This window comes from Streptomyces sp. SP17BM10 (assembly GCF_036322405.1).
Taxonomy (GTDB): domain Bacteria; phylum Actinomycetota; class Actinomycetes; order Streptomycetales; family Streptomycetaceae; genus Kitasatospora.
On sequence record NZ_JAQYXB010000571.1, the window covers coordinates 119,811 to 132,471 of the forward strand.

Genomic DNA, 12,661 nt, shown 5'->3' on the forward strand with positions numbered 1-12,661 from the left:
CGCGGCTCAGCTCTGCTGCGGGCCGAGGTTCAGCTTGTCGCCGCTCTTCGTGACGGCGTACTTCGCGAGCGGCTTGGTGGCCGGACCGTTGACCACCGCGCCGGTGGCCGCGTCGAACCGCGAGCCGTGGCACGGGCAGTACATCTGGCCGTTCTTCGGGGCGTCCACCGCGCAGCCGGAGTGCGTGCAGACCGACGACAGGCCGCAGTACTGGCCCGCCTTGGGCTGGACGATGTAGACGGCGTCGCCCGTCGCCGGGTCCTTGACCTGGGCCGAGCCGCCGACCGGCACGCTCGCGGCGGCCACCGAGGGGGCCGGCCCGGCGGCCGCGGAAGGGGTCGCGACCGGGGCGGCGGACTGCTTCGGCGCGGCCGTCCCGTCCCGCCCGAAGGTCCGGGTGAGCGAGCCGGTCAGCAGCCCGGCGCCGCCGATCGCGACGGCGGCGATCCCGCCGTCCATCAGCGCCCGGCGCCGCACGTGCTCCTCGCCCAGCCCGCGCTCGAGGTCCCGCCCGGCGCGCCGGGCGAGGTAGCCGTCCACCGACAGCTCCGGGGTGCCGGCCAGCAGGAGCGGTGTCCAGGCCAGCAGGTAGATCAGGTCGTTGCCGAGGTAGTACGGCGAGACGTTCCAGCTGACGGTCAGCCAGAGGCTCAGGCTGATCGCCGCGCCGCCGAGCGCCGCCACCCGGCCCCACAGGCCGAGCAGGGTGCCGAGGCCGACGGCCAGTTCGCCGAAGGCGACGAGGAGCGCGAACAGGGTCGGCGCGTCCAGCGCGGGGCCCAGCAGGAACGAGACGGGGCTCGCCGCCTTCACGGCCTGGGTCTGCGAGACGAACGACGCCGGATCGCCCGCCCCGGCCAGGTAGTGCGCGTCGGACAGCTTGTCGAGGGCCGCGTAGACGAAGGTGACGCCGAGGAAGAGCCGCAGCGGCAGCATCGCGAACCGGGTCGCGAACGCCCGCCGCCGGGCCGCGCGGTCCGCCCGGCCGGCCGCTCCCCCGCCGACCGCCACGGAGTTGCCAGCCTCCGACATGCCTCACACCTTCCCTCGCGGCCTGCCGCTCCTGACAGGTCCGGTCCGCATTCTGCCCGCTCCTGAACGCTTTCGGTGGGAGGTCCACCCCTCGGGCCCCATTCACCGGCGGGCCCCGGAACCGCCGACGGCCGCGCCACCGCTCCCCCACCGGGGAACGACGGCGCGGCCGTTCAGGCTGCGGCCCGACGTCAAGAGCCCGGGCCGGCGGGAGCGACTACTCCCACTCGATGGTGCCCGGCGGCTTGCTGGTGACGTCCACGACGACGCGGTTCACGTCGCGGACCTCGTTGGTGATGCGGGTCGAGATGCGGGCCAGCACGTCGTACGGCAGGCGCGACCAGTCGGCGGTCATGGCGTCCTCGGAGGACACCGGACGCAGCACGATCGGGTGACCGTAGGTGCGGCCGTCGCCCTGCACGCCCACGCTGCGCACGTCGGCGAGCAGCACGACCGGGCACTGCCAGATCTCGCGGTCCAGACCGGCCGCGGTCAGCTCCTCGCGGGCGATGGCGTCGGCCTCGCGCAGCAGGTCCAGGCGCTCCTTGGTGACCTCGCCGACGATGCGGATGCCGAGGCCCGGGCCCGGGAACGGCTGGCGCTGGACGATCTCCTCCGGCAGGCCCAGCTCCTGGCCGACCATCCGGACCTCGTCCTTGAACAGCTTGCGCAGCGGCTCGACCAGCTGGAACTGGAGGTCCTCGGGCAGGCCGCCGACGTTGTGGTGGGACTTGATGTTGGCGGTGCCGGTCCCGCCGCCGGACTCCACGACGTCCGGGTACAGGGTGCCCTGGACCAGGAAGTCGACCGACTCGCCGTGCTCGCCGGCCTCGGCGATGATCTCGGCCTGGGCCTGCTCGAAGACCCGGATGAACTCGCGGCCGATGATCTTGCGCTTCTCCTCGGGGTCGGTGACCCCCTTCAGCGCGGCCAGGAAGCGGTCAGCCGCGTCGACGACCTTCAGCTGCACGCCGGTGGCCGCGACGAAGTCCTTCTCCACCTGCTCGGTCTCGCCCTTGCGCATCAGGCCGTGGTCGACGTAGACGCAGGTCAGCTGGTCGCCGATGGCCTTGTTGACGAGGGCCGCGGCGACCGCGGAGTCCACGCCGCCGGACAGGCCGCAGATCGCGCGCTTGGTGCCGACCTGGGCGCGGATCAGGGCGACCTGCTCCTCGACGACGTTGCCGGTCGTCCAGGTCGGGGCGAGACCGGCGCCGCGGTAGAGGAAGTGCTCCAGGATCTGCTGGCCGTGGTCGGAGTGCAGCACCTCGGGGTGGTACTGCACGCCGTAGAGCCGGGCCTCGTCGTTCTCGAAGGCCGCGACCGGCACCACGTCGGTGGAGGCGGTGACGGTGAAGCCCTCGGGCGCCGCGGAGCAGGCGTCGCCGTGCGACATCCACACCGAGTGCTTGGCCGGGACGCCCTCGAACAGGGTGGAGCCGGAGCGGCTGACGGTCAGCGGGGTGCGGCCGTACTCGCGGGCGCCGCTGTTGTCGACGGTGCCACCGAGCGTCTTGGCCATCAGCTGGAAGCCGTAGCACATGCCGAACACCGGGACGCCGGCCTCGAAGATCGCGCGGTCGAGCTGCGGCGCGCCCTCCTCGTAGACCGAGGACGGGCCGCCGGACAGGATGATCGCCTTCGGGTTCTTGGCGAGCATCTCGGCGACCGGCATGGAGCTCGGCACGATCTCGCTGTAGACCCGGGCCTCACGCACCCGGCGGGCGATGAGCTGGGCGTACTGGGCACCGAAGTCGACGACCAGCACGGTGTCGGTCTCAGGTACGGACTGGACGGGAATTGCAGCGGACACAGACGGCCTTCCGGCAGCGGTATCGAGGGTGTCGCTCGGCACGCGGCCCGGGCAGGGGTCGCGACGGCGACGGGTGGGGGTGTCTGAGCCCGATTCTACCGGGCTGCCCGGTTTCACTCGTCTGCACGTCCAAGCGGCCGTGACCGGGCGGCCCCGCGCTTCGTTGGTTCACACGACGTGCGACCGCGCCGCGCCCGCCAGGCGTGCCGCCTCCGCCCCGGGCGCGGGGCGCCGCCGCGCGTCACGCAGGACCACGCGTGGAGCTCCATTCCAGTCCACCGGCGCACGTGGCGCCGCCGCCGTTCCGGCCAGGCCGGGCGCGGCGCGCCGTGGGACCGTGCGCCGGTGCCGCGGCCGGCCAGCAGGGGACAGCGACCCCGGCCGCGACTGGACCGTGAGGTGGGGCGGCTGGCTCCGGGGACGCCCGGGGCCGGCCGCCGCACCCCGGCACGACACTCGGCACGACCCCCGGCGCGCGCCCGGGGGCGCACACCCCTCACCATTGCGCGCCGCTACGCGCGTCCCCGTGCGCCGCAATCGACCGAACCACTACGCACCGTGATCATCGCCGGCCGGAAGCGGAGCCCGTCATCGCACAATGGACTGGGCCGAAGTGTGCCGAACCGGTTGCAGAGCGAGCCCTCCGTCCAGCACGATGCTCCGAGGAAGCGGTTATCCCGGCGGCCGACGGCCCGCTGGGGAGACTGGGACCGCTGCCGCCGCGACCTGGGGCGGCATCGGTCGTCACCTCACGCTCCGTGAGCGAGGGTCCGGCGCAGACGTGCGCGCCGCCCGGACGCACCGTGAGCGTGCGCGCCCCGCGCCACCGGCCACCCACGCCGGGGCCGCACCGGGCGCGGCCCCGAAGCCAACCGAATGACGGCGCTCCTCCCCCGGCGCCGTCACCTCCAGCACCGGCGCAGCCCTGACGCCGCGTGCTGAGCGACAAAGGGCCCCGTTCCCCCGCGGGGCCCTTTGCCCTGTCCGGCGGCGGCCGGCCGGGATCCGCGCTTAGGGGTGGTCGCGCCAGACGCTCGGGTCTACCCGGTCCTCGCCGTCCCGCGGCCCCGCGACGCGGTCGTCCGCCCCGCCCGTCGGCCCCGCGGACGAACCGACCACGTCGCTCACCCCGGCCTCCGGCCGGTACGGCTCGGGCTCCTTGGCGGCGAGTCCGTCGCCCGCAGGCGGGCCCTGCGGCGGCACGGCGCCCGCGTACGGGACGTGGACCGCGCCCCGGCCGCCCGTCGCGGCGGCCAGCAGCGGCGGCAGCGCCAGCGCGCCGATCGCCGCCCAGATCACGTTGGCCGCGAGCAGCGAACCGAAGACCAGGCTCACCGAGTAGCTGGCGGTGGCCGGGTCGGAGCGCGTCGCGCCACTGCCGAAGCCGGTGGTCGCGACGCCGGAGAGCACCATGAGCAGGGTCAGCCCGACCGCGTACACCACCGCCAGCCGGATCCGGTCGGCCGCGTCGAGCCGGCGGCGGTGGGCCGTCCAGGCCAGCAGGGCCACCGAGGCGACGGCCAGCAGGCCGGCGAAGCGCCAGGCGCTGCTCTCGCCGTGCAGGTCGAAGAACGAGAACTCCTGGAAGCGCGGGTGGCCGCCCGTGCCGCTCCAGTCCGCACCCCGGGAGCCGGGCCCGCCCTCGGTCCGGAACGTCGCACCCGAGCCGATGCCGATCAGCACCAGCCCGAGGTTGGGCAGGAAGGCCAGCGACACCGCGGTCTGCCAGCCCTCGCTGTTGGCCGCGACCAGGACGAACGCCACCAGCGCGGCCGTGCCGACCAGCAGCGCGAGCACCTGGCCGGCCGCCAGCCCGGCCACCGCCCAGCCGCGGATCGCCCGGTTGCGCCAGGCCGCCCAGCGCAGCGCGTCGGTGCCGTACACCGCGAACGCGACCAGTCCGGCGAGCAGGGCGCTCCAGCCGACCGCCTGCGGCCAGCCGGCGTCCGCGGTGTAGGAGATCGCCGACGACCGGCCGAACCCGGTGGGGTTGCCGGGCAGGTAGGGGCTCCACTCCGCCCCGGCGAGCAGGCCGAGCAGCAGCGTCACGCCGGCCGTGACCAGCGCGGTGCGCAGCGCCTCGCCGGCCGCCTGGCCGCGGGTCATCTGCTGGGCCGTGCGGGCCTGCCGGCGGCGGGAGAGCGTCCGCAGGCCGAGCCAGAGGGCGAGCAGCCACAGCACGGTGACGGTCAGCGGGAGCACCCGCGTCGTGAAGCCGAAGTCGGTGTCGGTGCCCCGCCAGTGGAGCGCGTAGGAGAGCTTGAACGGGGCGCCGAGCGCGCTGAGTGCCATCGCGAGCGCGGCGCCGTAGCGGTCGCCGAACCCGGGCGTCTGGACCAGGCTGTCGAACCCGCCGTAGTCGCTCGGGATCGCCGCGATCAGCGCGGCGGCCAGCAGGACGACGGTCGGCGCGACGAGCGCGAGCAGCGCCGGGCGCCAGTCCGCGCCGGTCAGCCAGCGCAGCGCGGGCGACTGCCCGGTGGCCGGGTCGTACGGCCGCCCGGCACCCCAGGCGCCCAGCGCGGGCGCGCCGGCACCGGGCGGGTACGGCGCGGGGTGGGCGGGCGGCGCGGTCGCGTACCCGGGCGGCGGGGGCGGCGGCACCACGGGCGGGCCGGCCGGCGGGGGCGGCGGCACCACGGGCGGGCCGGCCGGGGGCGGCGGGGGCGGCGCCGACGGCCGTCCGCACGCGGCGCAGGCCCGCGCCCCCTCCACCGAAACCGCGCCGCACGATGCGCAGATGGCCATGAACCGCGTTCCCCCCGCTCGACGAGTTCCTGGTCGCCCAGGACGCCCGTTTATCCCATCGGATCCGAACGGATGTCAACCGGCTTCCGGATCCGGCGTGTTGGCCTCCCGCCAGGCTTCAGCCGCGCTTCTTCGGCACCTTCGGAACGGGCAGCAGCGGCAGCCGCAGCGCCCCGAACGCGTCCTGCGGCACGGCCGGGCTGACCGGCGCCACGGCCGCGGTGCGGCGGTACTCCGCGCCCTGCTCGGGCCGCGGGTCGGCCTCGCCCTTGTTGGGCCACATCGACATGGCGCGCTCGGCCTGCGCGGTGATCGTCAGCGAGGGGTTGACCCCGAGGTTGGCGGAGACGGCCGCGCCGTCCACGACGCTGATCCCCGGGTGCCCGTAGAGGCGGTGGTAGGGGTCGACGACGCCGGTCTCGGCGGTGTCGCCGATCGGACAGCCGCCGAGGAAGTGGGCGGTCATCGGGACGTCGAAGATCTCGCCCACGGTGCTGCCGGCGAAGCCGTTGATCTCCGCGGCGAGCGCCTGGGCGCCCTGCTCGGCGGCCGGGATCCAGGTCGGGTTGGGCGCGCCGTGGCCCTGGGTGGAGGTCAGCCGGGCCTTGCCGAGCAGGTCTTTCTTCAGGGAGACGGTGATCGAGTTGTCCAGCGACTGCATCACCAGACCGATGATCGTCTTCTCCGACCAGCGGCGCTGGTTCATCGAGCGCGCGAAGGTCACCGGGTGGCTCACCGAGTTGCCCAGGTAGCGCAGCCAGCGCGGGGCCCGTCCTCCGCCCGCGACCTGGGCGATCGACAGCGCGCCCATCGCGTTCGAGCCCTTGCCGTAGCGCACCGGCTCGATGTGGGTGTTCGCGTCCGGGTGGATCGAGGAGGTGATCGCGACGCCCTTGGTGAAGTCCGCCCGGCTGCCGTAGCGCCGGTCGGTGGTCTGCGCGCCCACCAGCGCCTCGGAGTTGGTCCGGGTCAGCTCGCCGAGCCGGGCCGAGAGCCGCGGCAGGTGGCCGTCGGCGCGCATCCGGTGCAGCAGCGACTGGGTGCCGTAGGTGCCGGCCGCGACCACCACCCTGGCCGCGGTGATGGTCCGCGCGCCCGCCTTCACCCGGTCCGTCGTCGAGCGCGAGTCGGTGCGCCGCACGTCCACCGCGTAGCCGCGGTCCCCGTCGGCCCCACCGAGTTCCCGGATCCGGGCCACCGTGGTCAGCGGGTGGATCTCCGCGCCGCCCTTCTCGGCCAGGTACAGGTAGTTCTCGGTGAGCATGTTCTTGGCGCCGTGCCGGCAGCCGGTCATGCACTCGCCGCACTCCACGCAGGCCTTGCGGGCCGGGCCGGCGCCGCCGAAGTACGGGTCGGCGACCTCCTCGCCGGGCGCGGCCTTGGCCGTGCCGTCGGTGTCCTTGCCGTCCCCGAAGAAGACCCCGACCGGCGCCATGTGGAAGGTGTCCCCGACGCCCATCTTCTCGGCCGCGGCCTTGAGGTGGACGTCGGACGGCGTGAGGGTCGGGTTGAGCCGGACCCCGAGCATCCGCTGCGCCTGGTCGTAGAACGGCGCCAACTCCTCCTGCCAGTCGGTGATGTGGCTCCACTGGCGGTCCTCGAAGAACGCCTTCGGCGGCACGTACAGGGTGTTGGCGTAGTTCAGCGAGCCGCCGCCGACCCCGGCGCCGGCCAGGATCAGCACGTTGGCCAGCAGGTGGATCCGCTGGATCCCGTACAGGCCCAGCCGCGGCGCCCACAGGTAGTTCGGCAGGTCCCAGGAGTTCCTCGGCAGTTCGTCGCGGTCGAAGCGCCGCCCGGCCTCCAGGACGGCCACCCGGTAGCCCTTCTCGGTCAGCCGCAGCGCGGCGACCGAACCGCCGAAGCCGGAGCCGACCACGACCACGTCGTAGTCGAACTCGTCCTGTTCCGGGGACCCCGCCATCTGCCACTGCTCCCTTAGCCGTCCGTAACCGCCCGCACCGCCCACCGGGCGGGCCGCACCACCGCCGCGCCTACGTGAGGCGCAGCGCCTTCAGCACCCGCAGCCCGCCGGTGAACACCGCGGCGAACTGCCGGTCGTCGAGCCCGAGCGAGGGCGCGAGCGGGAGCAGCCGCTGGGTCGCGATGGTCTGTGCCTCGGTGAAGCGCAGGATGCCCTCCGCGCCGTGCCGCCGGCCGAGCCCGGAGTCGCCCATCCCGCCCATCGGCGAGCCGACCGATCCGTAGGCGGCGGCGTACGCCTCGTTGACGTTGACCGTGCCGGTGCGCAGCCGGGCCGCGACCGCCCGGCCGCGGCGCGGGTCCCGGGTCCAGACACTGGAGTTGAGGCCGTACGGGGTGGCGTTGGCGGCGGCCACCGCCTCGTCCTCGGTGTCGAAGCGGTAGACCGATACGACCGGGCCGAAGGTCTCCTCGCCGCAGACGGCCATGTCCGGGGTGACGCCGTCGAGGATGGTCGGCTCGTAGAAGAACGGGCCGAGGTCGGGCCGGGCGCGCCCGCCGGCCAGCACGGTCGCGCCGGCCTTGACGGCCTCCTCGACGTGCCGGGTGGTGGTGTCCAGCTGGCGGGCCGAGACCAGCGAGCCCATGTCGGCGCCGTAGGCGAGGCCGCCGCCCAGGCGCAGGGCGCGGGTGCGCTCGGCGAACTTCTCCAGGAAGGCGTCGGCGACCGAGCGGTGGACCATGAGGCGCTCGATGGAGATGCAGAGCTGGCCGGCGGAGGAGAAGCAGGCCCGTACGGCGCCGGCGGCGGCCCGGTCGAGGTCCGCGTCGGCGAGCACCAGCATGGCGTTCTTGCCGCCGAGTTCGAGCGAGGCGCCGACCAGCCGGGCGGCGGCGCGCTGGGCGACGTCGCGACCGGTGCGGGTGGAGCCGGTGAACGAGACGTAGTCCGCGTGCTCGACCACGGCCGGGCCGATCACCGGTCCGTCGCCGATCACGACCTGCCACAGGTCGGCCGGCAGCCCGGCCTCGACGAGCAGTTCGCGGGCCCACAGCGCGGTGAGCGCGGTCTGCGTGTCGGGCTTGTTGACGACGGCGTTGCCGGCCACGAAGGCGGGCAGGGCGTCGCCGACGGACAACTCCAGCGGGTAGTTCCACGGCGAGACGTGGCCGATCACGCCCTTGGGGCGGCGGGCCTCGATCGCCTGGGTGAGCACCGGCAGCGCGCCGCCGTGCCGCTTGTCGCGCAGGTACCCGTGCGCGGCACGCCCGTAGTGCCGGGCGGCCATGGCCACGGCGAGCACCTCCTCGAAGGCGTGCAGCCGGGCCTTGCCGGTCTCGGCCTGGATCAGGTCCAGGACCTCGTCCTGCCGCTTGAGCAGCAGGTCGTGGAAGCGCAGCAGGACGGCCGCGCGGCGGCGCACGGGCAGCGCGGCCCAGGCCGACTGGGCGCGGCGGGCCAGCTGGAAGGCGACCTCGACGTCGGCCGGGGTGGACTGCGGCAGGCTCGCCAGCCGCTCGCCGGTCAGCGGGGCGACGGTCTCCACCACGCTGGGTTCGCCGGTCGCGGTGACACCGCCGGCCAGCCGGGCGACCAGGGACGGCGGGACGGCCCCGGCGACGGTGCGACCGCCGCCCGGGGCGGCCGGGTTGCCGCCCGCGGGAGCGGCGGCGGGGCGTCCGGTGGTCACTGCATCTGCTGTGAGGTCCGACATACGGCGCAGCCTAGGCGCTCGGCGCCCGGTGCGGTACCCGTCGGTAACAAGAATCTGCCGCACTCGGACGAAAGCGGGCGCTCCGCCCGTGCCGCGCGACGGCTAGCGGGTGGCCGTGAAGCTGTTGAGCACCGTCGTGAAGCGCTGGAGGGCCTGGTTCCAGTCGTCGCCCTTCTCCGGGCTGGACGAGTAGATCGCGTACGCGGTGCCGTCGTCGTCGATGAACTCGGTCTCGACGGCGCGCCGGCGGCCCCCCTCCTTCGCCGCGTAGCTGAACTCCCAGGTGGCCGCCTCGTGGCCGTTGACCGCGGTGCTCGCCATCCGGTGCTGCTTGTAGTCCTTCTGCGCCTTGGAGACGCTGGCCTCCATCTCCCGCATGTGCTCCAGCGGCTTGACCGACTGGCCGACGGTGACGGCGAACTGCAGGTAGTGCACCTTGCCGTCGGGGCTGTAGAAGATCTGGTTGTTGTCGCTGCCGAGGATGCGCTGCCAGGCCGGGGTCGCGGACGGCAGCAGGAAGCGGAACCCGGCCGGGTCCTCCACCCACTGGTAGCCGGCGGGCACCGGCCCGACGCTCGCCGATCCGGTCGGCACCGGCACGGCCGAGGTGGTCACGGCGGGCGTCGACGGGTCGTCGGCGGGGCCGGCACCGGAGCCGACGACCTGCCGGGTGGCGAAGAAGGTGCCCGCCGCCGCGACCAGGCCGACGGCCGCCGCGATGCCGACGACCTTCGCCAGGCTGCGGCGCCTGGCCGGCCCGCGCGCGGGCGCGGTGGTGTGCGGCACCGGCGCGATGGGCCCGGTGGGCGCCCCCGCGGCGATCGGCGCGCCCGGCTGAGCGCCCCCAGCTGAGGCGTGGGCAGGGGCGTGCGAGGCGTTCATGGCGCCCCCGGCCGGCGCGTGCGCCGCGGTGACGGCCGTCTCCGACGAACGGGCCGCGGCCGCCTCCCCGGCGGTGTCCCGCTCGACGCCGGCGTCCGTGACCGCTTCCGTGACCGCTTCCGTGCCCGCGGCACCGGCGTCACCGGCCTCGGCCGCCGCACCGCCGGTCGCGTCGCTCCGGTCCACGACGGGCACCGACATCGTCGGCGTCCGGACCGGCCCGACCGCCTTCAGACCGACCGTGTGCCCGGCCTGCACCTCGGCGAGCATCCGGGCCGCCTCGTCGGCGGTCGGCCGCTCGGCCGGGTCCTTGGCCATCAGCGCGGCCAGCACCGGCCCGAGCGGCCCGGCCCGGCGCGGCTCCGGCAGCGGGTCGCCCACGACCGCGGCCAGTGTGGTGATCGGCGAGGTCCGGCGGAACGGCGACTGCCCCTCGACGGCCGCGTACAGCGTCGCGCCGAGGCCCCACAGGTCGGAGGCCGGCCCGGGTCGCTCGCCCTGCGCGCGCTCGGGCGCGAGGTAGTCCGGCGAGCCGACGAGGTCGCCCGGCCGGGTCAGCTCGGCGGAGCCCTCGAACTTCGCGATCCCGAAGTCCAGCAGGACGACGCGGCCGGTGCCCCGCTCCAGCAGCACGTTGGCCGGCTTGACGTCCCGGTGCAGGACGCCCAGCTGGTGCCCGCGGTGCAGCGCGGCCAGCACCTGGCTGCCGACCTCGGCGGCGGCGCGCGGCTGGAGGGTGCCGTCCTGGCTGATCACGTCGGCCAGCGAGCGGCCGTCGACCAGCTCCATGACGATCCACGGCCGGCCGTCCTGCTCCAGCACGTCGTGCACGGTGATGACGCCGGGGTGCTTGATCCGGGCCGCCGCGCTCGCCTCGCGCTTCATCCGGGTGTGCAGGATCTCCAGCTCGTCCTCGGGGAGGTGGTTGACGGTCAGCTCCTTGACCGCGACCTCACGGTCCAGCATCCGGTCCCAGGCCCGCCAGACCGTGCCCATGCCGCCCCGGCCGAGCCGCTCGCCCAGCTCGTACCGCCCGGCCAGCAGCCGCTCCGTCTCGCCCGTCTCCGGCCGGTCCTGCACGCCCATCGGCGACCGCTCCCCCTCGCTCCGGCTGCCGTCTCTGCGACGGAGGGCCTGGTGCAGACCACTGTTCGAACAAATCCCACGCACACATTAGGCCCACGCCGCCGACCCCGGTAATCTCCCCGGTCCGCCGCGTCCGCGTACCCCGGCCGGCCCGGGCCGTCAGCCCGCGAACATCACCACGGCGACCACCCCCAGCACCAGCAGCACGAAGACGCCTCCGACCAGCAGCGGCCCCAGCAGGGCCGGGGGTATCCGGGGCGGCTTCCCACCGTCGGTCCGCGCCCCGCGGCCCGCGGACGCCACCGCGGCGCGTCGGCCGCGCCCGCGCGCGGACTTCACCAGCGGACCGTCCGGCCGCAGCACGACGTCCCGGGCCGCCCGTTCGCCGTCGGCCGGCTCCGGCGCGCCCACGAGCAGCGCCGCCAGCTCCCGGCGGACGTCGTCGGCGGTCGGCCGCAGTGTCGGATCGGGCTGGAGCAGCCGCTCGACGAGGGGCGCCAGCGGCCCGCAGGCCGCGGACGGCTCGCGCCGCCCGTCCCGGACCGCCGTCACCAGCTCCGGCACCCCGCCCTCGGGGTACGGCGACCGTCCGGTCAACAGCCGTTGCAGCAGCACGCCGAGCGCCCAGCAGTCCCCGGCCGGGCCGCCGTCCAGCGGCCAGCGCTCCGCCACCGGTCCGACCAGGGTGGCCCGCACCTCGTAGCGGCGGCGCCCGCCGGGCCCGCCGAGGTCCTCGGCGAGCGCCTCCTCGGCCACCCCCGACAGCAGCCCGCCGAGCATCGCCGCGCCGTCCTCGCAGACCAGCACCGACTCGGCGGTCAGGTTGCCGTGGCTGAGCCCGGCCTCGTGCAGCGAACGCAGCGCGCCCGCCAGGTCCGCCGCCAGCTCGGCCGCCCGGTACGGCGGCACCGGCCCGGCGGCGGCGAGTTCGGCCAGCGGCACGCCGGCCGGCCGCTCCTCGACCGTCCACAGCAGCTCGCCGTCGACGAACGCGCCGACCCCGCGCAGCAGCCGCGGGTGCCAGGACGGCGCCGCCGAGCCGACCGCCCCGACCCGCCGGACCAGCCGGTCGGCCTGCGGCGGCGTGCCGTCCTGCGGGTCGTGGCCGGCGGACAGCAGCGCGGGCAGCTCCAGGGCGCGCAGCAGCACCGGCTCGCCGGTGCCCTCGTCCACCGCGGCCGCCCGCAGCGCCTCCGGACGGTCCGTCAACCGGTAACGCCCCGCCAGCACCTGCCCAGGGCCCGCTCGCATGCCAGTTCCTCTCGCTCACCGAGCAGCCTACTGAGCGGCTCCCCCGGCTCGGTCCCGCTGGCCGGACCGATCCGACCGGCGCCGCGTCCGGGCCGCCGGCCACGGCGACGGTGCGCACGGTCGGGGCGGCCGCGGTCGGCGATCAACGGCCGGTCGCCAGCGCCACGGCCGCTTGTGCGAGCGCGCGCCCGTCCCGGCCACCCACCAGGTG

General features: G+C 75.4%; 7 protein-coding genes and 1 pseudogene. All 8 read right to left on the reverse strand.

Annotation, left to right across the window (positions count from 1 at the left end; genetic code table 11):
• Window positions 1-6 precede the first annotated feature (6 nt).
• The 8 genes and pseudogenes from PUR71_RS41300 to PUR71_RS15845 all read right to left on the reverse strand — a co-directional run bounded on the left by PUR71_RS41300 (window position 7) and on the right by PUR71_RS15845 (window position 12,450).
• Window positions 7-459, reverse strand: a complete 453-nt coding sequence (locus tag PUR71_RS41300; protein WP_443077462.1) for a ubiquinol-cytochrome c reductase iron-sulfur subunit — start codon at window positions 457-459, stop codon at window positions 7-9.
• Between the two features lie 48 nt (window positions 460-507).
• A pseudogene (locus tag PUR71_RS41305) lies at window positions 508-1,032 on the reverse strand (DoxX family membrane protein); the annotation flags it as partial.
• Window positions 1,033-1,249: 217 nt separating this feature from the next.
• Window positions 1,250-2,845, reverse strand: a complete 1,596-nt coding sequence (gene guaA / locus PUR71_RS15820; protein ID WP_329927628.1) for a glutamine-hydrolyzing GMP synthase — start codon at window positions 2,843-2,845, stop codon at window positions 1,250-1,252.
• Window positions 2,846-3,856: 1,011 nt separating this feature from the next.
• Entirely contained in the window at window positions 3,857-5,593 is a 1,737-nt protein-coding gene (locus tag PUR71_RS15825) for a hypothetical protein (RefSeq protein ID WP_329927629.1), read from the reverse strand.
• Between the two features lie 118 nt (window positions 5,594-5,711).
• The gene (locus tag PUR71_RS15830; protein ID WP_329927630.1) at window positions 5,712-7,517 is read right to left on the reverse strand and encodes a GMC family oxidoreductase; all 1,806 of its coding nucleotides are present in this window, start codon (window positions 7,515-7,517) and stop codon (window positions 5,712-5,714) included.
• 70 nt (window positions 7,518-7,587) lie between these two features.
• Entirely contained in the window at window positions 7,588-9,231 is a 1,644-nt protein-coding gene (locus tag PUR71_RS15835; protein WP_443077456.1) for a succinic semialdehyde dehydrogenase, read from the reverse strand.
• A 102-nt stretch (window positions 9,232-9,333) separates the two neighbouring features.
• Entirely contained in the window at window positions 9,334-11,199 is a 1,866-nt protein-coding gene (locus PUR71_RS15840) for a serine/threonine-protein kinase (RefSeq protein WP_329927632.1), read from the reverse strand.
• 159 nt (window positions 11,200-11,358) lie between these two features.
• On the reverse strand, window positions 11,359-12,450 hold the full coding sequence (locus tag PUR71_RS15845; protein ID WP_329927633.1) for a protein kinase: 1,092 nt from the start codon (window positions 12,448-12,450) through the stop codon (window positions 11,359-11,361).
• Window positions 12,451-12,661 lie beyond the last annotated feature (211 nt).